Origin of the sequence: Methylobacterium sp. 10 (assembly GCF_000519085.1) — a bacterium.
In the GTDB taxonomy this organism is placed as follows: domain Bacteria; phylum Pseudomonadota; class Alphaproteobacteria; order Rhizobiales; family Beijerinckiaceae; genus Methylobacterium.
The window spans coordinates 2,222,989-2,246,091 of sequence record NZ_KI912577.1 but is presented as its reverse complement, the minus strand read 5'-3'; the positions used below and the strand labels follow the sequence as shown (position 1 = coordinate 2,246,091).

Sequence of the window (23,103 nt, the reverse complement as noted above, 5' to 3'; positions counted from 1 at the left end):
ACGGCCCTCGCCCGTGGATTTGGATCAGTGAGCCAGGATCTTCGAGAGGAAGGTCTGCGCGCGCTCGGAACGCGGCTTGTCGAAGAAGTCGTCCTTGGTGGCGTCCTCGACGATCTCGCCGCGATCCATGAAAACGACGCGGTTGGCCACTTTGCGGGCAAAGCCCATCTCGTGGGTGACGACCATCATCGTCATGCCTTCGCGGGCCAGTTCGATCATCACGTCGAGCACCTCGCCGACCATTTCGGGGTCGAGGGCCGAGGTCGGCTCGTCGAACAGCATCACGATGGGGTTCATCGACAGGGCGCGGGCGATGGCGACACGCTGCTGCTGACCGCCGGAGAGCTGGCCCGGATATTTGTGCGAATGCGCCGAGAGGCCGACCCTCCCGAGGAGCTTCAGGCCACGATCATGGGCATCGTCCTTGCCTCGTCCCAGCACCTTGCACTGGCCGAGCATCAGGTTGTCGATGATCGACAGGTGGGGGAACAGCTCGAAATGCTGGAACACCATGCCGACGCGGGCGCGCAGCTTGGGGAGGTTGGTACCCTTGGCCTGGACGCCGATGCCGTCGACGGTGATGGCCCCCTTCTGGATCGGCTCCAGGGCGTTGACCGTCTTGATCAGGGTGGACTTGCCGGACCCGGAGGGGCCGCAGACGACGACCACCTCGCCCTTGGTGACCTGGGTCGTACAGCCGTTGAGAACCTGGACCGGGCCGTACCACTTGCTGATGTTGTCGATGGCGATCATCGGCTTCGTCGAAGCCTGGGGATCGATGGCGGACATGACGGATCCTCGAGAGCTTAGCGGATGATGGCGACGCGGCGCTGAAGACGCCGGACGAGGGTCGAGGCGGTGATGCAGATCACCAGGTAGACGGCGGCGGCGAACAGATACATCTCCACGAGACGGCCATCGCGCTGGGCGACCTTCGAGGCGGCGCCGAGGAAGTCGGTGAGCGAGATGACATAGACCAGGGACGTGTCCTGGAAGAGCACGATGGTCTGGGTCAGCAGCAGGGGCAGCATGTTGCGGAAGGCCTGCGGCAGGATCACCGTCCGCATGGTCTGGCCGTAGGTCAGGCCGATGGCTTGCGCCGCCGCCGTCTGGCCTTTCGGGATCGCCTGGATGCCGGCGCGCATGATCTCGGAGAAGAACGCCGCCTCGAACAGGGTGAAGGTGACGAGAGCGGAGGTGAAGGCGCCCACCGAGATCGGCCGCGACGCGCCCGTCATCCATTGGCCGATATAGGGGACGAGGAAGTAGAACCAGAAGATCACCAGCACGAGCGGCAGCGACCTCATGAAGTTCACGTAGATCTTGGCCGGGAGCGCCAGGGCGGTGATCCCTGAGAGGCGCATCATCGCGATGATGGTGCCGAGGATGATGCCGCCCGAGGCGGCGAGCGCGGTGAGCGTCAGCGTGAACACCATTCCCGTCCCGAACAGGTACGGCAAGGATGAGAGGACGACTCCGAAGTCGAAATCCGTGAACATCGGTCCTCTAGTCCCGTCTGACGGTCGCGAAGGAGGGGGAGAGGGAGCGCGCCGTCATCAGCGCGATCCCGGGACGGTGATGCGGGTCTCGAGTTTGCTCGATGCCGTCACAACGATCAGGCTGATGCCGAGATAGATGACCGTCGCCGCCGTGAAGGATTCGAAGACCTGCGAGGAGAATTCCTGCATCGAGCGCGCCCGCGCGGTCAGTTCGAGCAGGCCGATGGTGAGCGCCACCGAGGTGTTCTTGAGGTTGTTCAGGAACTCGGAGGTGAGCGGCGGCAGGATCACCCGGTAGGCGTTGGGCAGCAGCACGTAGCGATAGGTCTGCCACGTGGTGAGTCCCAGCGCCGTGCCGGCCATGCGCTGGCCGCGCGGCAAGGTCTCGATGCCGGTGCGGACCTGTTCGGCGACGCGGGAGGCCGTGAAGAAGCCGAGGCAGATGACCGCCGTGTAGAACGACGAGTTCGGCAGCTGTTTCAGCCAGGTCCCCCAGGAGCCGGGCAGGATCTCCGGCACCACGTAGAACCAGAGGAACATCTGCACGAGGAGCGGGATGTTGCGGAACAGCTCCACATAGGTGGTGCCGACCCGTTGGGCCCCCCGGCTCGGAAGGGTGCGCAGCACCCCGATGAGCGAGCCGAGGGAGAAGGCGATGATCCAGGAACAGAACGCCGTGGCGATCGTCCAGGAGAGGCCGGAGAGAAGCATGTCGGCATAGGTGCCGGTGCCTTCCGGCGACGGTTCGAAGAAGATCCGCCAGTTCCAGTTGTAATTCATCGCCTGTCGTCTGCTCCGATGCGGCGGCTTAGTAGGCGGCCGGGTCGGCGCTGTCGCTCGGCGACTCGAAGGCCTTCTTCATGGGATCGCTCATGGGAAGGCTGAGGTTGATGCCGCGCGGCGGGATCGGCTTGGTGAACCAGGTCTCGTACAGGGCCTTGCCCTCAGGGCTCTTGTAGAGCTTGGCCGTAGCCTCATCGACCACGGCCTTGAACGGCGCATCGTCCTTGCGGAGCATGATGCCGTAGGGCTCGGGCTTCGACAGGGCCTCACTCGAGATGGCGTAGGCACCGGGCTCCTTGGCGCTGGCGGCCAGCGAGGCGAGGAGCACGTCGTCCATGACGAAGGCGGCGGCGCGGCCGGTCTCGACCATGAGGAAGGCTTCGGCGTGATCCTTGGCGGGCAGGATCGTCAGGCCGAGGCTGCGGGCGGTGTTGGCCTCGTTGATCTGGCGGATGTTGGTGGTGCCCGAGGTGGACACGACGGTCTTGCCCTTGAGATCCTCGATCGTGTCGAGCTTGGCCGACTTCTTCGCCACGTAGCGGGTGGCGGTGAGGAAGTGTGTGTTGGTGAAGGAGACTTGCTTCTGGCGGTCGACGTTGTTGGTGGTCGAGCCGCATTCGAGATCGACGGTGCCGTTGGCGATCAGCGGGATGCGGGTGGCGGAGGTGACGGGATTGAGCTTCACCTCGAGCTTGGTCAGCTTCAGGTTGGTCTTCACCGCCTCGGCGATCTTCTTACAAATCTCGAATGCGTAGCCGACCGGCTTCTGGTCGCCGTCGAGGTAGGAGAACGGGACCGAGGCGTCGCGATAGCCGATCGTGATTTCGCCGGTCTCTTTGATCTTCTTGAGGGTGCCGGTCAGTTCCTGGGCATTGGCGCCGGATGCGCCGAGCGTGATGCCCATTGCCGATACAAGGACGACCGCCGCCGACAGAGCAGCGGACCTGTGATGACCAAAATGCATGTGAAGGCTGGCTCCCGGAGGGGTTCTCGCCGATCGGACGACCGGCACGTGAGGCTCAACGTAGCAGCGGTCTCGCCCATCGCAATCGGTGAATGAGGCCTCACCGGAGATGTCAACCGCTCGAAGAGCTTATAGCAATCGGCGTGCCGCGCGCGCCACAGAGATCCATTTCGGCGAGACAATGCCCCGCATTTGAAATTATACCGCACCACGAAAGACGAGGGCATCACGGACCTGTACAGCACATGAGAAAGGCCCAGCTTTGCAGCCGGGCCTTTTCAAGAACATCTTGAATGATCTTGCGGGATCCGAGCATGGCTCCGATCCCGCCGACATTTGATGCTTAGAAGTCGCGCTGCACGCGCATACGCACCTGGTAGGTGTCGTCGGCGGTCACGGTACGAACGGCGCCGGAGGCGATGTTCGCAGCGTTGACGGTACCGCTCGACTTGGTCTGATCGACCACGCGGCCGTTCTGAACGCCGACCTTGGTGTAGAAGCCCTCGACACCGATATCGAGGTCCTTGACCGGCGACCAGATCAGGCTCGCGCCGGCGACGATCTGGTAGGTGTCACGCAGGACCGGGCTCACGTCGAACGAGACCGAGCCGGGAACGCCGGTGAACTGACCGGTGGCGCCGGTGGTCTGGAACGCGGCTGCGTTGGCGGCGCGAGCACCGCGAGCGAAGGACATCTCGCCGTAGCTGCCGAACACGGCCGAGCGCCACTCAGGCGACCAGTAGTGGAGGAACGAACCAACAACCGTGAAGCTGGTGGACAGCTCGATCTTGCCCGTGAGGGGGTTGAGCGTCGCATCCGACATGTAGGGGTCGAAAGCAGCGCCGTTGATGGTGCTGGCCCGCGAGGTGTAGCTGCCGTTATACGAAGAGAAGCCGGTGTAGAGGGTCGCGCCCTCGCCATAGGCGCCCTGGAGGTACAGGGTATCGCCCGGAGCGATGAACGGGGTGTTGATCTTCACGCCACCCTGAACGGCCCAGCCGTACTCGCTCGAAGGACCCTTCGTCACAGCATCGAAACCACCGAGGCCGGGGGCGACGGCCGCGCCGAAGGTCGCTCCGACCGGATTGCCGATGTTGATCTCCTTCACAGCGGCAGAGATCTGTGCGGAACCCCAGGCGGCGTCGTAGCGAAGCACGCCGACGAAGTCGGGCATGCGGTTACGCTGTGCGACATCGTAGTTCTGGAAGGTGTTGGCCAGACCCACGGTGCCGACGAGGATCGGAGACGGGGCACCGGTCACACCAGTCGTTCCGAAGGTCTGCGAGTAGACCGTATTACGACGGAAGGTCGGGTCTTCGAGCGAAACCGTGGCCGAGAAGCCTTCACCGAACTTGGCCGAGTAGGCGAGCAGGTTCGTGGACTGGACGTCGGAGTTCAAGGTCGCGCCGGCGAACTCGAAGTCGTGGGCGTAGAAGTCGAAGAACGAGGAGGCGCGACCGGCGGTGAGGCCGGCGAACTGGATGAACGCCTTGTCGGTGTTCACGAACTGCTGGTCGCGGCCGGACTGGTCCTGGCCCGTGGCGCCGAAGGCGGAGCCGATACGCTCCTGGGTGCCGGAGCGGAGACCGCCCGTGGAACCGGTGCGCGAGGCGAACTGGATACGGGTGAAGGCGCGCAGGGTGCCGTAAGCCGTCTGGGTGCGGGCATCGACGTTGATGCGGGCGAGACCGATGTAGCCGGTCGTGTCGCCGTTGGAGCCGGAGCGGCTGTCCGTCGGCTGGTAGCCGATGTCGAGGCGGGCGCGGCCCGAGAGACGAATGCAGGTATCCGTACCGGGGATGTAGAAGAAGCCGGCGCCATAGGCGGAGCAGACGCGGACGTATTCGATCGGCACGGCCTTCTTCACGGGAAGATCGGCGGCGTGCGCTCCAGCGACCGACGCAAAGGCTGCGGCGGTACCGAGGAGTGAGCTCTTCAAGAGCTTCATTGATATCTCCAAAAGCTTCGAGACCCGAGGGACAGGCAACTTCAACCCGGCATGGGCCGGTGTTCGTTTGCCTTTATTTGTTAGCCGGCAGGGCTTGAGGGCCCCGTCTCGACCGTGCCCCGGGGTTTCCCCAGTGCGTATTCACTCTGTGCGAGCGGGTTCCGGCGGGCAACTCGGAATCGCGAATGCCAGATCGGTTCTGAACTGCTGTGGCGGCGCTGCAACGTTCGTCAGGCGGCAAACCATGTCATCGCCGGCGCCGCTTGCTGTGCAGAACGAAGGCCGCGAGAAGAAAAACAGTGCAGCCTGCCGCGCTATTAGAATCCGTTGTTCCTTTTAACGCGCTCTGTGCTGACTTTTTGTGCTCCGCACCGTCACTGAACCGTCACGGAGCCCTCTGGGCCGTAATCCGGTGACGGCCTTCACGCCGATGGACCGTTCCGCCTCACCCGGGACGGACGGGTCATCGCTTCGAGTTCGAGCAGATGGTCGAGCTGGACTTCCGTAAGAAGCCCCTCCTCCAGCACGATGTCGGCGACCGGGCGATTCTCCGCCAGAGCGCGCTGGGCGACCCTGGAACACGCCTCGTATCCCAGGGCCGGCACTAGAGCGGTCACGAGGCCGATGGAGCCGTGGACGAGGGAGCGGCAGCGCTCGCGATCGGCCTCGATCCCTTCGATGCAGCGTTTCGTCAGGGTATCCACCGCGGCGGTGAGCATGCGCAGGGAGCTGAGGACGCAGTATCCGATGGTCGGCTCGAAGGCGTTGAGCTGGAGCTGCCCTCCCTCGGCGCAGAGGGTCACGGTGAGGTCGTGACCGATCACCAGAAAGGCGACCTGGTTGACCACCTCGGGAATCACCGGGTTGACCTTCCCCGGCATGATCGACGAACCGGCCTGGACGGCCGGCAGCCGGATCTCGCCGAACCCGGTGCGCGGCCCGCTCGAGAGCAGGCGCAGGTCGTTGCAGATCTTCGAGAGCTTCACGGCCACGCGCTTCAGCACGCCCGAGAACAGCACGAAGGCACCGAGATCGGACGTCGCCTCGATCAGGTTCGAGGCGAGCACCATGGGGTGTCCGGAGATGCGCGACAGCTCCTCCACCGCCAGGGACGCATAGCGAGGATCCGCGTTGATGCCGGTGCCGATGGCGGTGGCACCGAGATTGACCTCCCGGAACAGCCCGACGATCTCGTTCAGCCGGGCCACATCCTCCTTCATGGTGGCGTGGAACCCGTCGAACTCCTGGCCGAGGGTCATGGGCACCGCATCCATGAGCTGGGTGCGGCCCATCTTGAGGACGTCGGCGAATTCAACGGCCTTGCCCTTGAAGGCATAGGCGAGGTCGTCGAGGGCCTTGATGAGGGGCTGGGTCGCGAACATGACGGCCAGGCGCAGGGCAGTCGGATAGGCGTCGTTGGTGGATTGCGCCATGTTGACGTCGTCGTTGGGGTGGAGCGCCTCGTAATGCCCCAGCGGGTGCCCCATCAGTTCCAGGGCGACGTTGGCGATGACCTCGTTGGCGTTCATGTTGGTCGAGGTGCCGGCCCCGCCCTGAATCGCGTCCACTACGAAGGATTCGGCAAAGCGCGGCTCGGTGGCGATGAGGGTGCAAGCGCGGTCGATGGCATCCGCCTTGTCGGCTGCAAGATAGCCCAGCCGCCTATTGGCGCGGGCGGCCGCCTGCTTCACCAGGGCGAGGCTTCTGACGAATTCGGGAAAGTGCCCCACCGGCACGCCGGTGATGGGGAAGTTAGCCACCGCGCGCTTGGTGTGGATCCCCCAATAGGCGCCGGCCGGCACCTCGCCATAGCCGAGGAGGTCGTGCTCGGTCCGCGTCTGCGCGCCCTCCATCTCGACGGTCCGCACGGTGGCGACGGCGATGTTTTCGGCCGGCGCCTCGGTGGGCTTCTGCATGTCCGTCGCCATTGGCCATCTCCTTCGCCCCGCGCTCGCGGCGGCACAGCCGAAGGCCACATGCGGCAGCTTAGCCGTCAAGCGCCTCAGGCGGGCAATGCTGACATCGGCTCAATCCTGAAGCCCCATGACCTGAAAATTCGTTCTCAGCTCGTCGGACATCGGCATGTTCAGGCGCTCGCCGTTCGGCAGCCGCTTGAGGAACCAGCGCTCGTAGATCCAGCGCAATTCCCGCGACTCGGCGAGACGTTCGAAGGCGGCGCTCACGACCTCGGCGAATTGCGGGTCGTCCTTGCGAAACATCAGGCCGTAGGGCTCGAAGGAGAGCTTGTCCGCCAGCACGGTATAGGACGCCCCGTCCGCTCCGGCCGCGGCGATGAGGCCATAGAGCAGGACATCGTCGAGCCCCAGCGCGTCGGCCCGGCCGTCCCTGACCATGGCGAAGGATTCGGCGTGGTCGCGGCCCGTGACGAGGGTGGCCGACAGGTTGAACCGCGCCATCAAGGCGCGCAGGGCCGCCTCGTTGGTAGTGCCCGCGGTGATAGCGACGGTCTTGCCGGAGAGGTCGCGATAGGAACCGATGGACCCGCCGCGCTTCACCAGGAGCTTGGTGGCGCTGAAATAGGTGATGGGCGAGAAGGCCACCATCTTGCGGCGCTCCGCATTCGCTGTGGTCGATCCGCATTCGAGGTCGATCCTGCCCGAGGTCAGGGCGGCGATCCGGGTATCCGGGGTGACGGGCTCGTAGCGCACGGCGAGATCGGTGCGGCCGATCTCCTTGCCGATGGCATCGACCACCTCCAGGCAGAGATCGATCGCGTATCCCACCGGATGACCTGCCGCGTCCTTGAACGAGAAGGGCAGCGAGTTTTCGCGGTAGCCGAGGGTGACGGCACGCGATTCACCGATCTTCTTCAGCGTTCCGGTGAGAACATCGATGGCGGACGCGGGCGCGGCGCTCAAGGCGAGCACCAGGGCGCCGGCGGCCGCTGCCATCATGCCCTTCGCGTGCATTGTCCGTTTCCCGTCAAGCCATAGGGGTTGGGATCGGCGGCGAGCGATGCCGCCGACGTTCAGGCCGGCTCGGCCAAGGGCGACACGTCCCGGTCGAGGCTCTGGTCGGTCAGTTCCAGCTGCCCCTCCCATTTCGCGACCGCGACGGTGGCGACGCTGTTGCCTAGGACGTTGGTGGCCGAGCGGCCCATATCGAGGAACTGGTCGATGCCGATGATGAGGAGGAGACCGGCCTCCGGGATGTGAAAGGTCGAGAGCGTGGCGGAGATCACCACCAGCGAGGCGCGGGGCACGCCGGCCATGCCCTTCGACGTCACCATCAGCAGGAGGAGCATGGTCATCTGCTGCCCGAGGGTCAGCGGGATGTTGTAGGCCTGCGCGATGAACATCACCGCGAAGGTGCAGTACATCATTGAGCCGTCGAGGTTGAACGAATAGCCCATCGGCAGGACGAACGAGGTGATCTTGTTGGGCACGCCGAAGCGCTCGAGGTTCTGCAGGGTCTTCGGATAGGCCGCCTCGCTCGACGCGGTGGAGAAGGCGAGGAGGAACGGCTCCTTGATCAGGTTGAGAAGCCGCCGCATCTGCTTTCCGACGAGCATGAATCCGGCGAAGGCCAGCAGGCACCACAGCATGGCGAGGCTGAAGTAGAACTCCACCATGAACTTGCCGTAGGTCACGAGGACGCCGATGCCCTGCGTGGTGATCGTCGCCGCGATGGCAGCGAACACCGCTAAGGGTGCGAATCCCATGACGTAGCCGGTAATCTTCAGCATCACGTCGGCGAGGCCCTCGATGCCCTCGGCCAGGAGCTTGCCCTTCTCCCCCAACGCCGCGAGCGCGACGCCGAAGAAGATCGAGAAGACGACGATCTGCAGGATCTCGTTGTTGGCCATCGCCTCCACGGGGCTTTTCGGCACCAGATGGGTGACGAACTCCTTGAGGGAGAGTGACGCGGCCTTGAGGTTGGTGGTGGCGCCGGCATCCGGCAGCGGCAGGTTCAGGGCGTCGCCGGGCCGCAGGATGTTGACCATCACGAGGCCGAGCAGCAGTGAGCACAGGGACGCGCCGACGAACCACAGCATCGCCTTGCCGCCGACGCGGCCGACGGAGGCGGTGTCGCCCATATGCGCGATGCCGACGACGAGGGTCGAGAACACCAGGGGCGCGATGATCATCTTGATCAGGCGCAGGAAGACGTCACTGACGAGGGCGATGTAGCCGGAGATTTCCTTGGATGTCTGAGGGTCCGGCCAAGTGATGTTGCAGAGATACCCGACCGCGATGCCGAGGAGCATGCCGATGAAGATATAAGTCGTCAGCCTGGACTGCATCGCACTTCCTCACCGGCATAATCGTCTACAGATAATCTGCATGACACGTGCCATGTCTGGCGCCGTCGCATCACAAGGGCTCGATACAAGGTGATCCGATCGGCCCACTGGATTGCCCCGCATGGTACGGGCACGGACACCCGGTGATGCTTCAGCCTTGATACCGGGTTCTTGGTCACGGCGATTTTGGAGGAGGTTATTCCTTTTCGTTAGTTGCGCAAGCACTCTTCGAACGCTCCGCGAGCACTCCGCGAAAGGTCCGCGGACGGCGCCGGCGGAGGCCCGAAAACCCGTCGGATCGATGCGGTGAATCAGTTCCGGTGAAGGCCCGACGCGACCCTCGCCGCCCGGCGGATGGCTTCCGGCTGCGGCTCGCCGGCCGGGACGACCCAGCTTCCGCCGACGCAGAGGACTTGCGCGAGCTTGAGCCAGTCCGGTGCCGTCGCTTCGGTGATCCCGCCGGTCGGGCAGAAGCGGACCTGCCCGAACGGACCGGTGAGGGCCTTCAATGCCCGGATGCCCCCGGCAGCCTCGGCGGGGAAGAACTTGAACCGGTCGAGCCCGTGGTCGAGGCCGCGCATGATGTCGGCGGCATTGGCGACCCCCGGCAGGAAGGGGATGCCGCGAGCGATCGCGGCCTTCGTCAGCGGGTCGGTGAGACCGGGGCTGACGATGAATTGCGCGCCCGCCTCCATCGCCGCGTCGAGATCCCGCTCGTTGAGCACGGTGCCCGCGCCGACGACGGCCCCCTCCACCTGAGCCATAATGCGGATCACCTCCAGGGCGGCGGGAGTCCGAAGGGTCACCTCCAGGGCCGTCAGCCCGCCATCCACCAGGGCCCTGGCGATCGGCTCGGCATGGGCGGCTTCCTCGATCACGAGGACGGGGATAACGGGAACGGAGCGCATCAGCGCATCGATGGTGGTCATTGAGAACCGTCCTTGGGGAAGATTGGAGTGTTCCGTCGGTCGTTGGAGCGGAGTGCGGAGAGCTTCGGCTAGAGTCCGGCGGCGCTGAGCATCGCGGATGCGCCCTGCTCGGCCCCGTCCGCCCCGTGGCGCATGAAGGCGAAGAGCTCGCGGCCGGTCCCGAAAGCCGGCGGCGGCGCGGTGGCGCCCCCCCGCGCCTCCCATTCCGCCGGGTCGACGAGAGCCTCGAGCGTTCCGTCCTCGGCGCTGAGGCGGACGATGTCGCCGTCGCGCAGCTTGCCGAGCGGACCGCCGCCGAGGGCCTCCGGACTCAGGTGGATCGCCGCCGGCACCTTGCCCGACGCGCCGGACATGCGCCCGTCGGTGACGAGGGCGACGCGGAAGCCGCGGTCCTGAAGAACGCCGAGCTGCGGCGTCAGCTTGTGCAGTTCGGGCATTCCGTTGGCTTTCGGCCCCTGGAAGCGCACCACGACGACGACGTCGCGCTCGAGTTCGCCCGCCTTGAAGGCGGCCATGACGTCGTCCTGATCGTCGAACACCCGCGCCGGGGCCTCCACGGTCCAGCGTGAGGGATCGACGGCGCTGGTCTTGAAGGTGGCCCGGCCGAGATTGCCCTTCACCAGCCGCATCCCGCCATCCGGCTGGAAGGCGTTGGCGGGGCCGCGCAGGATGCTCTCGTCGTGGGAGGCCGCCGGCGCGTCCTCGAAGACGAGCTGGTCCTCGATGAGCTTCGGATCGCGGGCGTGGTCGCGCAGGCGCCCGCCGGCGACGGTGAGGATGTCGTCGTGCAGCAGGCCCGCATCGATCAGGCTGGCGATAACGTAGGACATGCCGCCGGCGGCGTGGAAGTGGTTCACGTCCCCGGAGCCGTTGGGATAGACCTTGGCCACCTGCGGGATGACCGCCGAGAGCCGGTCGAAATCCTCCCAGTCGACGATGATCCCGGCTGCCCGGGCGATGGCCGGCAGGTGGATGGCGTGGTTGGTGGAGCCGCCGGTGGCCAACAGGCCGATGATCGCGTTGACGATCGCCTTCTCGTCGACGCAGCGCCCGAGGGGCCGGTAATCGTTGCCCGCCGCGCCGATCTCGGTGAGCCGGTGCACGGCCGCGCGGGTCACCGCCTGGCGCAGCTTCGTGCCCGGGTTGATGAAGGAGGCGCCGGGCATGTGCAGGCCCATCACGTCCATCATCATCTGGTTGGAATTGGCGGTGCCGTAGAAGGTGCAGGTCCCCGCCCCATGATAGGAAGCGGATTCCGACTCCAGCAGTTCGTCGCGGCCGACCTTGCCCTCGGCATAGAGCTGGCGGATGCGCTGCTTCTCCTTGTTGGCGAGGCCGGAGGGCATCGGCCCCGCCGGGATCAGGATCTGCGGCAGGTGCCCGAAGCGCAGCGCCCCGATGAGCAGGCCCGGCACGATCTTGTCGCAGATACCGAGCAGGGCCGCCCCGTCGAACATGCCGTGGCTGAGCCCCACCGCCGTGGAGAGCGCGATGGTGTCGCGGGAGAACAGCGACAATTCCATGCCGCGCTGGCCTTGCGTGACGCCGTCGCACATGGCCGGGACACCGCCAGCGACCTGGACCGTGGCACCGACCTCGCGAGCGAAGAGCTTCATCTGCTCCGGGTAGCGGCCATAGGGCTGATGCGCCGACAACATGTCATTATAGGCGGTGACGATGCCGATGTTCATGCCCCGGCCGGACTTGATCGCCGGCTTGTCCTCGCCGGAGGCCGCGAAGCCATGGGCGAGGTTGCCGCAATTGAGCATCGGCCGGTGCACGCCGCCGTCGCGTTCGCGGGCGATCAGGTCGAGATAGGCGCGCCGGCTCGCTTTGGAGCGCGTCACCACGCGCTCGGTGACGGCTGCGACTTCCGGGTGAAGTTCGGTCATGGCAGATCCTTCCCTCGCTGATGCGAAGCCACCTGCTGTCAGGAACGTAGAGGGCTCGTCTCGCAGGCGATAGATCGGTCGCCGCACGGTACGATCAATGACCGGATCGGCTCAGCACGTTTCAGGCCATCGCGGTTCGGCGTAGGCGATGGTGCGGACGGCGGGACTCGAACCCGCACAGCCTTTCAGCCGCAAGATTTTAAGTCTCGTGCGTCTACCGGTTTCGCCACGTCCGCATTGCGGGATCAGCGGTAACGAGGCCAGGCTCCGAGATCAAGGCGCCCAGCCGTAGAGCCAGTCGTAGCGGCGGCCCATCCCGGCGGGACCGAGGCGGCGCATGACGATGTTGCGGGCGAAACCGACGAGCCCGCCCGCATGGTAGGTCCGGCCATTACCGCGCGCGGCCGATTGCACGCGCCTCGTGCGGGGGGCGCGCAGGCCGGCATAGGCCGACAGGGATGCCGCCACGTCGTCGGCCCGCAGGGTCAGAGCGAAGACGGCCGCGTCCTCGATGGCGAGCGCCGCTCCCTGCGCCAGGAACGGCAGGACCGGATGGGCCGCGTCCCCGATGAGGGCCACCCGCCCCCGCGCCATGGGCCGCGCCGTCGGCCGGTCGACGAGGGACCAGACCAGCCAGGAATCGGGCGCGGTCAGGAGCTCGGTCAGGACCGGGGTCGCGTCCGGAAACTGCGCGCGCAGGACGGCGGGTTCACCGAGCTGGCCCCAATCCTCGCTGCCGAGGCGCTCGGGCACCACGGCCACGATGTTGATGCTCCGCCCGCCCTGGATCGGGTAATGCACCACGTGCCGGCGGCGCCCCAGCCACAGGCCGGTCTCGTCGCCCTGCAATTCCGGAGGCGCGGCATCGCGCGGGATCGTCGCGCGCCAGGCGGCCTCGCCGCAGGACCGCAACCGCCTGCCGTCGAAATGGCCGCGCAGGGTGGAGCGTACGCCATCGGCACCCACCACGAGGTCGACGGCCAGGGTCTCGGACCGGGAGCCCTGACCGCTTTCCAGGGTCAGCTCGACGGAGGTGTCCGATTCGGCGAGTCCCCTGACATCCCGCCCCATCAGCAGGCGGATTCCCGGCCGGCTGCGCACGGCATCGAGCAGAAGCGTCTGCAGATCGGCACGGTGGATGACGTAGTAGGGCGCGCCGTGGCGGCCGCGAAGTTCCGCCCCGAGTTCGACACCGCCGATCTCGCGGCCAGACGCGAGGGCACGCACCACCACCCGCGGCGGCTCGCTCGCCGCCCGGCGTAGAGCGGCGCCGAGGCCGAGGGAAATCAGCACGCGGCTGGCATTCGGGGAGAGCTGCAGGCCGGCGCCGACCTCGCTGAACCCCGTCCTGCGCTCGACGAGCGTCACCTCATGTCCGGCGGCATCGAGGGCAAGGGCGGCGGTCAGGCCTCCTATGCCCGCGCCGACGATGGCGACGGCCAGGCCGGGAGAGGCTTGAGGGGTTCGGGAACCGTCGGACACCTGCGGATCTCGCCCTCGCGAATCGTGTGCGATCAGGCGGCCTTCGCGTCGTGGTCGACCCAGACGGCAGCGGCCGGATCGGCGGTGCCGGCCTTCAGGCCGGGGCGATAGCGGTAGAGCGTCGAACAATACTGGCAGATGATCTCGTCGTCGGTCCCCATGTCGAGGAAGACGTGCGGGTGATCGAAGGGCGGCTTGGCGCCGATGCACATGAACTCCTTCGAGCCCACTTCGATGAGGGCAACTCCGAGGTCGTTGTGGAAATGCGGCACCGCCTTGTCAGCCATCGCCCGATCCTGCCTCCAACCCGCCGGGGCCGAGCCCCGCCCGGGCACCATTGCTCCGTCCGGGCCATTCTCTACCCCCTCGGCGGCCCCAAGCCTAGCGCCGACGATTCCCCAAACGCAGCAAAAAGCCCGTCTCATCGAGGCTTGGCCTCCCGTGCATGCCGCCTTAGAGAGGTATGTCTCTCTGCTGCTTTTACGAAACCACGTTCCTCATGACTCAGAACGAACAGGCCGTCGTCGAAGGCGGACGCCGCGCGCCGCGGCCGCCGATTCACGGTCCCGAAGGGTTCGAGGGCATGCGCAAGGCCGGCCGTCTCACGGCGGAAGCCCTCGACGTGCTGATGGAGGCCACCGCCCCCGGCGTCACTACTGAGGCGCTGGACCGCCTCGCCTACGAATTCGCCATGGATAACGGCGCCTACCCGGCCTCGCTGCTGTATCGCGGTTATCCGAAGTCGATCTGCACCTCCATCAATCATGTGGTCTGCCACGGCATCCCGAACGACAAGCCCCTGCGCGACGGTGACATCGTCAATCTCGACATCTGCCTCATCGTCGACGGCTGGCATGGCGACAGCAGCCGCATGGCGTATGTCGGCGAGGTGCCGCGCAAGGCGGCACGCCTCTGCGAGATCACCCACGAATGCCTCATGCGGGGCATCGCCGCGATCAAGCCGGGCGGCTCGACCACGGATATCGGCCGCGCGATCCAGGCTTATGCCGAAGCGGAGCGCTGCTCCGTGGTGCGCGATTTCTGCGGACACGGCCTCGGGCGCATCTATCACGACGCACCGACCATCCTGCACTATGTCGAGCCGAGCTACGACGTGACCTTCGAGCCGGGGCAGTTCTTCACGGTCGAGCCCATGATCAATCTCGGCCGCCCGGCGGTGAAGGTGCTCTCCGACGGCTGGACCGCCGTGACGCGGGATCGCTCGCTCTCGGCTCAGTTCGAGCACACGGTGGCGGTGACGGAGACGGGGGTCGAGGTCTTCACCTTCTCGCCCAAGGGCCTGCATCAGCCGATCGACCCCTCCGCCTGACGATGCCGGGATCCGGAGGCAAGACGATGCCGCGCCTCCCTCTCGAATCGCCCGCAGGCGAGGCGGCCTCGGACGCTCCCCATTATCTCGGGCACCGCGACCGCCTGCGGGCGCGCTTCGCCCAGGCGGGGGCGGATGCCCTGCCGGATTACGAACTTCTCGAACTCGTCCTGTTTCGCGCGATCCCGCGACGGGACGTGAAGCCCCTGGCGAAAGCCCTGATCCGCCGCTTCGGCAGTTTCGCCGAAGTGGTGAGCGCCGAGCCGAACCGCCTCGCGGAGGTGGAGGGTGTCAGCCAGGGCGTCGTCGCCGATCTCAAGCTCATCGAGGCGGCGGGCCATCGCCTGGCGCGGGGCGCCATCGCCGCGCGGCCCCTGCTCTCCTCCTGGGCGGCACTCCTGGAATATTGCCGCGCCACCATGGCGTTCTCGCCGCGCGAGCAGTTCCGCGTGCTGTTCCTCGACAAGCGCAACCACCTCATCGCCGACGAGGTCCAGGGGCGCGGCACCGTCGATCACACCCCGGTCTATCCGAGGGAGGTGGCCCGCCGCGCCCTCGAACTCTCGGCCACCGCCATTATCCTCGCGCACAACCACCCCTCCGGCGATCCGGCGCCTTCGGCGGCCGACATCAAGATGACGCGGGAGATCGTGGCGGTCCTCGACCCGCTGGGGATCGTCGTCCACGACCATGTCATTCTCGGCCGGGATGGACACGCGAGCCTGAAGGGGTTGAAGCTGATTTGAATGTGCTACTCTGACGATCGGGTCGCGGCGGATCGTTCGCTTCGCGGTGATCGGACGACACCATCGGTCTGCTGCGAAGCGCACATCGTCCCGGTGGCGCGCCTCTTGCGAAGATGCCGGGATAAAAGGGGAGGCGCGAATGGCGCTCGCTGCGTTCGACGAGATGAATGGGATACCGGGAGCCGCCCTGGGCGATGCCTCGGTTCGCGAAGCCTATGACAGCCTGAAATCGTGGCTCGAGACGACGCCGCCCGAGCACTTCAACACGCGCCGCAGCCAGGCCGAGATGCTCTTCCGGCGCATCGGCATCACCTTCGCCGTCTACGGCGCCAACGAGTCCACCGAGCGACTGATTCCGTTCGACATCATCCCCCGGGTGATCACCAAGCCGGAATGGAGCTTCCTCGAGCGCGGGCTGAAGCAGCGGGTCACCGCGATCAATGCCTTCCTCAGCGACATCTATGGCGCCCAGGAATGCATCAAGGCCGGAATCATTCCAGCCGATCTGGTCTATCGCAACCCGCATTACAGGATGGAGATGCGGGCCTTCAAAGTCCCGCACGACCTCTACGTCCACATCGCCGGCATCGACATCGTCCGCACCGGCGAGAACGACTTCTTCGTGCTGGAGGACAATGCCCGCACGCCGTCCGGCGTCTCCTACATGCTGGAGAACCGGGAAGTGATGCTGCGGCTCTTCCCCGAGCTGTTCTCGCGCCATCGCGTCGCGCCGGTGGAGAACTACCCCGACGCGCTCCTGGCGACCCTGCGCAGCCTCGCCCCGCAGACGGCGACGCGCGACCCCTCCGTCGTGCTGCTCACCCCGGGACGCTACAATTCCGCGTTCTACGAACACTCGTTCCTGGCCGACAAGCTCGGCGTCGATCTGGTGGAGGCCTCCGACCTCTTCACCAAGGACGACGTAGTCTACATGCGCACCACGGAAGGCCCGCGCCGGGTCGACGTGATCTATCGCCGCCTCGACGACGACTTCCTCGACCCCCTGGTGTTCCGGCCCGATTCGGTCCTCGGCGTGCCCGGCCTGATGAACGCCTACGAGCGCGGTACGGTGACCCTCGCCAACGCGGTCGGCACCGGCATCGCCGACGACAAGGCCGTCTACAGTTACATGCCGGAGATCGTGAGATTCTTCACCGGCGAGGAGCCGATCCTGCACAACGTGCCGACCTATCGCTGCCGCGAGAAAGAAGCCTTCTCCTACGTCATGGACAACCTGGCCGACCTCGTCGTGAAGGAGGTCAACGGATCGGGCGGCTACGGCATGCTGGTCGGCCCGCACGCCACCAAGCGGGAGATAGAGGATTTCAGCCGCAAGCTGCGCCACGCACCGGACGGGTTCATCGCCCAGCCGACCCTGGCATTGTCCACCTGCCCGACCTTCGTCGCGTCCGGCGTCGCGCCGCGCCACGTCGATCTGCGGCCCTTCGTGCTATGCGGCTCCGACGAGATCAGGATCGTTCCCGGCGGCCTGACCCGCGTCGCCCTGAAGGAAGGGTCGCTCGTCGTCAACTCCAGCCAGGGCGGGGGCACCAAGGATACCTGGGTGCTGGACGCCTGACGCTACGTCGAAGCCCATCCCGGAAGCGGGGTGGATCGTTTTCTCGCCCATCGCCTTAACGGAAGCCCATGCTGTCCCGGACCGCCGACAATCTGTACTGGCTCTCGCGCTACGCCGAGCGGGCCGAGTTCGTCGCCCGCATCCTCGATGCGGCCCATCGGCTCGCCGCCCTCCCCTCAAGCTATGGCGGTGGCGAGACCAACGAATGGGCGTCGGCCCTGGCCTCCGCGGGCGACCCCGAGGTGTTCAAGCCGCTCTATGACAGCGTCAACGAAGCGACGGTGTGCAACTTCCTCGCCTTCTCGCCTCACAACCCGTCCTCGATACGTTCCTGCATCGAGACCGCGCGCGAGAATGCCAGGTCCGTCCGCACCGCCCTGACCACGGAAATGTGGGACGCGATCAACGGTGCCTGGCTCGAACTGCGCAACTACGAAGGCCGCGATCTCAATCGCGACGAGTTCAGCCGCTTTCTCGAATGGGTGAAGGGCGTGTCCCTCGCCTTCGACGGCTCGGCCTACCGCACCATGCTGCGCAACGACGCCTACTGGTTCACGCGGCTCGGCACAGCCATCGAGCGGGCCGACAACACGGCCCGCATTCTCGACGTCAAGTATCGCATCCTCCTGCCGGCCACGGAAAAGGTCGGCGGCAGCCTCGATTATTTTCAGTGGACCACGATCCTGCGTGAGGTCTCGGCCTTCAACGCCTATCACTGGGTCTATCGCGAGAGCGTGAAACCGCTCCTCGTGGCCGACCTGCTGATCCTCAACCGGCAGATGCCGCGCTCACTGACCAATTGCTACGGCATGCTGGTGGAGCATCTCGATCTCATCGCCGACGCCTATGGGCGCCGCGGCGCGAGCCAGCGTCTGGCCAGCAACACCCTCGCACGCCTGGAGGGCGAGAATATCGACCGGGTTTTCCGATCGGGTCTGCACGAGTTCGTGACGGCCTTCATCGTCGAGAACAATCGCCTCGGCGCGGCGGTCATCGAACAATATCTGGTGTAGGGTTTCGTCGAATCCCGAGTTCTGCAAGAGACGTCCATGCGCATCCGCGTCTTCCATGAGACCAACTACACCTACGAGCAGCCGGCCCGGGGTCTTATCCAGCTTCTTCGCCTTCGACCACGCGACCATGACGGGCAATATGTCCGCCGCTGGCGGATCGAGCCCTCGGTGGATGGGCGGATCAGCGAGCGCGAGGATGGGTTCGGCAACGTCACCCATTGGTTCACGGCCGACGAGCCCGCCGACGCCCTGACGATCCGGGTGACCGGCGAAGTCGATACCAACGAAATGCATGGCATCGTCCGCGGTACCGTGGAACGCCTGCCCGACGTGTTCTACCTGCGCGATTCCGATCTCGCGACGGCCAACGGAGAGCTTCAGGCTTTTGCCAAGAGCGTGGTCGACGAGGGTGATTCCTCCGTTCTCCCCTGCCTTCACCGTCTCCTCGCCGCCGTTTTCGACACGGTCGCGTTCGAGCCGGGTCCAGCCAGCGCCAGCACCACCGCCGCGCAATCCTTCGCCGCCGGAAAGGGCGTCTGCCAGGATCTTGCCCATATTTTCATCGCCGCAGCGCGGCATCTGGAAATTCCCGCCCGCTACGTCTCCGGCTATTTCTTCCACGCCGACAGCGAGGAGGACCAGGGATCGGGGCATGCTTGGGCGGAAGCTCTGGTGCCCGGTCTGGGATGGGTCGGTTTCGACCCGGCCAATGGTATCGCTACGACGGAGGCGCATATCCGCGTCGCCATCGGGCTGGATTATTTAGGTGCGGCCCCGATCAGAGGCAGCCGGATGGGTGGCGGGACTGAAACACTCGAAGTAAAGCTTCGCGTCGAACAGGCTCAGGCCGCTGTCCAGGTCTAGCCTGTCACAGCATCAAGAATGGCCTGAGTTGCTCGGGCCATCAGGGGTATCGGTATCATGACCTATTGCGTCGGGCTCCTTGTCGAGGAAGGGCTCGTGATGGTTGCCGACACCCGCACGAATGCGGGCCTCGACGACATCTCGACCTACCGCAAGTTGCATCACTTCAACGTCCCCGGCGAGCGCGTGATGATGCTGGCATCGGCCGGCAACCTCTCCGTGACCCAATCGGTCCTCAGCATGCTCGCCGAGGGCGTTGCCGGCGACGACGGCGAGCCGATGCTGAAGCTCACCGAAACCACGACGATGTTCCAGGCCGCCCAGCTCATCGGCAAGGCGATCCGTCGCGTCCGCGCCATCGAGAAGGCCGGGTTCGAGGCGGCCAATCTCCGGTTCTCGATCTCGCTGCTGTTCGGTGGCCAGATCGGCAACGAGCCTATGCGCCTTTTCCTGATCTATTCGGCGGGCAACTTCATCGAGTGCAGCACCGATGCGCCGTTCCTGCAGATCGGCGAGCACAAATACGGCAAACCTATCCTCGACCGGGCCGTGAAATTCGAGACGGACCTTTACGATGCCCTGAAAGTGAGCCTCGTCTCCATGGATTCGACCATGCGGTCGAATCTCGGCGTGGGTTTGCCCATCGACATCGCCGTTGCTCGTCGCAATGCGCTCGATCTCGAAGTGAGCCATCGGATCGAGGCGGGAGAATCCTACTTCCACGATCTGCGCGAGCGTTGGTCCGCGGCCCTGCGCGCAGCACACCGGGCCATTCCACGCCCCCCTTACGGCCCCGCTGCACACTGAGCGGGTTTCGCTTCGAGCCCGCCTTTGAAGGGGCGCCGATTCTAGGACGCAGAACCGGCGATCCTTTTTGCGAAGCCCGCTTGGCTGACGCCGTCCCATGCATCGAGATAGGCGCGCACCGCTGCTCGTGAATCCGCCGCCCCCATGACCCCGCCCATGACGGCGATTCCGGAAAACCCGGCCTCGCGGCAAGCTCCCGCATTCGCCGGGGTGACGCCTCCGAGGGCGAAGACCGGGATCGTGGGTCTGGGACCGCGGTCGAGGACGTCCGGACCGAGGACCGGTCCATATCCCGGCTTGCTCGATGTCGCGAAGATGGGGCTGAGCGTGGCGTAATCCGCGCCCGCTTCGGTGGCCCGGCTGACCTCCACGGCTGAATGGGCCGAGACGCCGACGAGGCATCCGGGCGGAAGATCCCGCCGCGCCGCCACGATGTCTCGGTGCTTCGTCCCTCCGCCGAGATGGACCCCATCCGCACCGATGGCGCAGGCGAGCGCCACGTCTCCCCCGACGATGAGCCTCGCCCCCACGTCCCGCACCGGCCCCATCAGCCCTTCGACGAGGGCCCGGCGTGAGGCCGCATCGAGGTCTCGGTCCCTGAACCAGACCCAACGGGCGCCGCCCGCGAGCGCATCCTCGATCCTCTCGACCAATGCCCGCGGGTTCCCGTCCCGGTCCGTGACCAGAAGGAGCCCCGACGGCTTATGCGTCACGAACCGACCAGCCCGAGCTGCGGGCTCGATGGTTCGGCGCGTCCCCGCTTGGGAATACGGCCGGCGAGATGGGCGAGCCGGCCGGCTTCGACGGCGTGGCGCATGGCGCGGGCCATGCGGACGGGATCGTCGGCCTTGGCGACGGCGGTGTTGAGGAGGCAACCGGCGGCCCCGAGTTCCATGGCCACGACGGCATCGGAGGCGGTACCGATCCCCGCATCCACGATGACCGGCACGCTGGCCCGACGGCAGATCAGTTCGAGATTGGCTGGGTTGGCGACCCCCATCCCCGAGCCGATGAGCGACCCCATCGGCATCACCGCCGCGCAGCCGATATCGGCGAGCCGCTGACACACGACAGGGTCGTCGTTGCAATAGGGCAGCACCACGAACCCGTCATCGACGAGGTGGCGGCAGGCTTCCAGCAGCTCGGCCACGTCGGGATAGAGCGTTTCGCGGTCGCCGATGACCTCGACCTTGATCCAGTTGGTGTCGAGGGCCTCACGGGCGAGCTCGGCCGTCATGATCGCGTCGCGGGCGGTCTCGCAGCCGGCGGTGTTGGGCAGGAATCGATAGCCCTTCAGGCGGCGCACCGTATCCGAACCATGGCCCTGGAGGGAGACGCGGCGGATCGAGGCGGTGACGATCTCCGCGCCGGAGGCCTCCACCGCGTCGGTCATGATGCTTTGCGTGGGATATCCCGCCGTGCCGATGAAGAGGCGCGAGCCCAAGCTCACGCCGGCGATGACCAGGGCATCGTCGGCAGCGGCTTCGATCGTGTGTTCGTTCATGATCCCGATCCCTCGACTATCCGCCCTGCATGGCGCGCACGATCTCGACCTTGTCGCCCTCGGCGACCGGGGTCGTCTCCCAGTCGCAACGACGGATGACGGTGCCGTTCAACGCGATGGCGATACCCTGCGGGCTCTCGATCCCCGCCTCTTCCGCCTCGAAGCGGAAGAGGGCCGACAGGTCCTCGGCCTCCACCTCGCGCGGGTGCCCGTTGATGGTGAGCTTCATGCGAAGGCCCTCCTCTCGGCCCGTGCGGGCCGCTGGAACCGGGCGAGGCCGAAGCCGCGCGCGAAATCGGGCAGCGCGCCGGTGGTGAGGAGGGCGCAGACGGCATCGGCCGTGGCGGGAGCCAGGAGGTATCCGTTGCGGTGATGGCCGGTGGCCGCCACGAGACCAGGTGCCAGAATGTCGATGATCGGCGCATCGTCGTCGGAAGTCGGCCGGAAACCACTCCAGACCGCCTCGACCTCCATTTCCTCGATTCCGGGCAGGACGCGCCGTGCCCCTTCCAAGAGGGCGTAGAGACCGCCGGCGGTGACGCCCGGAACGAAGCCGCAATCCTCCACCGTGGCCCCGACGATGAGATGGCCATCGGCCTTCGGGGCCATGTGGACCTGCTCGGTCCACACCATGTGCGAGAGGTTGCCTGTCCGGGCAGTGGTCTTCAGAGCCAGCGATTGACCGCGGATCGGTCGAACCGGCAAGGCGAGTTCGTCCGGCAGGAGCCCGGCCTGCCCGCTCCAGGCGCCCGCCGCGAGAAGCACGGTCTCGGCCGAGACGGGTCCGAGCGACGTCGCGACGCCCCTGACGCGGCCGCCCTGCCAATCTAGCGCTTCGACCGGACATCGCTCGACGATGATCACCCCGACCGCTTGGGCCGCACGCGTGAGGGCCGCCATGACGAGGGGCGGATCGACCTGATGGTCCTCCTCGCAGAACAGGCCGGCGGTGACCGAGGGGCGAAGGGCCGGCTCGCGGGTACGGACCTCCATCCCAGACAGCCAGCGCACCGTGAGCCCTGACCGGACCTGGAGATCGTGCCGAAAGCGCAGGCGGTCCACCTCGTCGCGACCGATGGCCAGGACGAGGGTCCCCTCCTCCCGATAGTCGATGCCGATACCGGAGGCGGCCTGGAGTTCGTCGCGAAAGCCCGGCCAGCGCGACAGACTTTCGAGGGCCAGGGGAAGGAGCGGATCGGAGCCCGGTTCGTGTTCCGCTGCGGGCGCGAGCATCCCCGTGGCCGCTAGGCTCGCCCCGGCGCCCACGGTGTCGCGTTCGATCACCGTGACGGTGAGCCCCGTCTGAGCGAGGCGCCAAGCCGCGGAAAGGCCGATCAACCCGGCGCCTACGATCACGACGTCACTCCGCGCGGGCAGAGCGTTGCCGTCGATGACGAGACCGGTGGACCGGCGCGACAGGGTATTCGGGGTGGCTGAGACGTCCAAAAGGAACCTCCGCGATGATCCGCAGAGATTGGTGTCCTTCAGCTTCTGATCCG

Annotated in this window: 22 protein-coding genes and 1 tRNA gene; 6 read left to right on the top strand and 17 right to left on the bottom strand. The window is 66.2% G+C overall.

What is annotated here, in order from left to right; translation table 11 throughout:
- Positions 1–24 precede the first annotated feature (24 nt).
- From K368_RS0110305 to K368_RS0110245, 13 genes are all read right to left on the bottom strand, one after another.
- Positions 25–753 (bottom strand): amino acid ABC transporter ATP-binding protein, encoded by a 729-nt coding sequence (locus tag K368_RS0110305; protein WP_197031070.1) that lies wholly within the window; start codon positions 751–753, stop codon positions 25–27.
- Positions 754–806: 53 nt separating this feature from the next.
- Positions 807–1,499 (bottom strand): ABC transporter permease subunit, encoded by a 693-nt coding sequence (locus tag K368_RS0110300; protein WP_018044823.1) that lies wholly within the window; start codon positions 1,497–1,499, stop codon positions 807–809.
- Between the two features lie 57 nt (positions 1,500–1,556).
- Positions 1,557–2,279: an amino acid ABC transporter permease gene (locus K368_RS0110295; RefSeq protein WP_027172334.1), complete on the bottom strand. Its 723-nt coding sequence runs from the start codon at positions 2,277–2,279 to the stop codon at positions 1,557–1,559.
- 28 nt (positions 2,280–2,307) lie between these two features.
- The gene (locus tag K368_RS0110290) at positions 2,308–3,186 is read right to left on the bottom strand and encodes an amino acid ABC transporter substrate-binding protein (RefSeq protein ID WP_155935081.1); all 879 of its coding nucleotides are present in this window, start codon (positions 3,184–3,186) and stop codon (positions 2,308–2,310) included.
- A gap of 403 nt (positions 3,187–3,589) precedes the next feature.
- Positions 3,590–5,194: a porin gene (locus K368_RS0110285; protein WP_027172332.1), complete on the bottom strand. Its 1,605-nt coding sequence runs from the start codon at positions 5,192–5,194 to the stop codon at positions 3,590–3,592.
- Positions 5,195–5,616: 422 nt separating this feature from the next.
- Complete coding sequence (locus K368_RS0110280; protein ID WP_081739542.1) at positions 5,617–7,122, bottom strand: aspartate ammonia-lyase; 1,506 nt, start codon at positions 7,120–7,122, stop codon at positions 5,617–5,619.
- 99 nt (positions 7,123–7,221) lie between these two features.
- Positions 7,222–8,124, bottom strand: a complete 903-nt coding sequence (locus K368_RS0110275) for an amino acid ABC transporter substrate-binding protein (protein WP_027172330.1) — start codon at positions 8,122–8,124, stop codon at positions 7,222–7,224.
- 59 nt (positions 8,125–8,183) lie between these two features.
- The gene (locus K368_RS0110270) at positions 8,184–9,458 is read right to left on the bottom strand and encodes a dicarboxylate/amino acid:cation symporter (RefSeq protein ID WP_027172329.1); all 1,275 of its coding nucleotides are present in this window, start codon (positions 9,456–9,458) and stop codon (positions 8,184–8,186) included.
- 311 nt (positions 9,459–9,769) lie between these two features.
- Positions 9,770–10,387 carry a bifunctional 4-hydroxy-2-oxoglutarate aldolase/2-dehydro-3-deoxy-phosphogluconate aldolase gene (gene eda / locus K368_RS0110265; RefSeq protein ID WP_027172328.1) on the bottom strand — a complete coding sequence of 206 codons (618 nt, stop codon included), beginning with the start codon at positions 10,385–10,387 and terminating at the stop codon, positions 9,770–9,772.
- A 68-nt stretch (positions 10,388–10,455) separates the two neighbouring features.
- Positions 10,456–12,279: a phosphogluconate dehydratase gene (gene edd, locus K368_RS0110260; RefSeq protein WP_027172327.1), complete on the bottom strand. Its 1,824-nt coding sequence runs from the start codon at positions 12,277–12,279 to the stop codon at positions 10,456–10,458.
- Between the two features lie 149 nt (positions 12,280–12,428).
- Positions 12,429–12,515: transfer RNA gene (locus tag K368_RS0110255), tRNA-Leu, on the bottom strand.
- A gap of 37 nt (positions 12,516–12,552) precedes the next feature.
- The gene (locus K368_RS0110250; protein WP_051439833.1) at positions 12,553–13,761 is read right to left on the bottom strand and encodes an FAD-dependent monooxygenase; all 1,209 of its coding nucleotides are present in this window, start codon (positions 13,759–13,761) and stop codon (positions 12,553–12,555) included.
- Between the two features lie 32 nt (positions 13,762–13,793).
- The gene (locus K368_RS0110245; protein ID WP_027172325.1) at positions 13,794–14,048 is read right to left on the bottom strand and encodes a zinc-finger domain-containing protein; all 255 of its coding nucleotides are present in this window, start codon (positions 14,046–14,048) and stop codon (positions 13,794–13,796) included.
- 212 nt (positions 14,049–14,260) lie between these two features.
- Here K368_RS0110245 and map point away from each other — a divergent pair, with 212 nt between their 5' ends.
- From map to K368_RS0110215, 6 genes are all read left to right on the top strand, one after another.
- A complete protein-coding gene (gene map, locus K368_RS0110240; RefSeq protein WP_027172324.1) occupies positions 14,261–15,091 on the top strand; it encodes a type I methionyl aminopeptidase in 831 nt (276 codons plus the stop codon).
- 26 nt (positions 15,092–15,117) lie between these two features.
- The gene (gene radC / locus K368_RS0110235; RefSeq protein WP_027172323.1) at positions 15,118–15,837 is read left to right on the top strand and encodes a DNA repair protein RadC; all 720 of its coding nucleotides are present in this window, start codon (positions 15,118–15,120) and stop codon (positions 15,835–15,837) included.
- Positions 15,838–15,976: 139 nt separating this feature from the next.
- Positions 15,977–17,416, top strand: coding sequence for a circularly permuted type 2 ATP-grasp protein (locus tag K368_RS0110230; protein WP_027172322.1), 1,440 nt, complete (start codon positions 15,977–15,979; stop codon positions 17,414–17,416).
- Between the two features lie 68 nt (positions 17,417–17,484).
- A complete protein-coding gene (locus K368_RS0110225; protein ID WP_018044837.1) occupies positions 17,485–18,429 on the top strand; it encodes an alpha-E domain-containing protein in 945 nt (314 codons plus the stop codon).
- Between the two features lie 36 nt (positions 18,430–18,465).
- On the top strand, positions 18,466–19,293 hold the full coding sequence (locus K368_RS0110220) for a transglutaminase family protein (RefSeq protein ID WP_027172321.1): 828 nt from the start codon (positions 18,466–18,468) through the stop codon (positions 19,291–19,293).
- A 57-nt stretch (positions 19,294–19,350) separates the two neighbouring features.
- The gene (locus tag K368_RS0110215; RefSeq protein WP_027172320.1) at positions 19,351–20,100 is read left to right on the top strand and encodes a peptidase; all 750 of its coding nucleotides are present in this window, start codon (positions 19,351–19,353) and stop codon (positions 20,098–20,100) included.
- 41 nt (positions 20,101–20,141) lie between these two features.
- Here the strand turns inward: K368_RS0110215 and K368_RS24325 are convergent, their stop codons facing one another.
- From K368_RS24325 to thiO, 4 genes are read right to left on the bottom strand one after another with little or no spacing between them, the layout of a single operon-like run.
- Entirely contained in the window at positions 20,142–20,813 is a 672-nt protein-coding gene (locus tag K368_RS24325) for a thiamine phosphate synthase (RefSeq protein ID WP_036266175.1), read from the bottom strand.
- The gene (locus K368_RS0110205) at positions 20,810–21,604 is read right to left on the bottom strand and encodes a thiazole synthase (RefSeq protein WP_027172319.1); all 795 of its coding nucleotides are present in this window, start codon (positions 21,602–21,604) and stop codon (positions 20,810–20,812) included. The genes K368_RS24325 and K368_RS0110205 overlap by 4 nt, the downstream gene beginning before the upstream one ends.
- Before the next feature lie 16 nt (positions 21,605–21,620).
- Complete coding sequence (gene thiS / locus K368_RS0110200) at positions 21,621–21,833, bottom strand: sulfur carrier protein ThiS (protein ID WP_027172318.1); 213 nt, start codon at positions 21,831–21,833, stop codon at positions 21,621–21,623.
- Positions 21,830–23,023, bottom strand: a complete 1,194-nt coding sequence (gene thiO, locus K368_RS0110195; RefSeq protein WP_051440034.1) for a glycine oxidase ThiO — start codon at positions 23,021–23,023, stop codon at positions 21,830–21,832. Before thiO ends, thiS begins: the two co-directional genes overlap by 4 nt.
- Positions 23,024–23,103 lie beyond the last annotated feature (80 nt).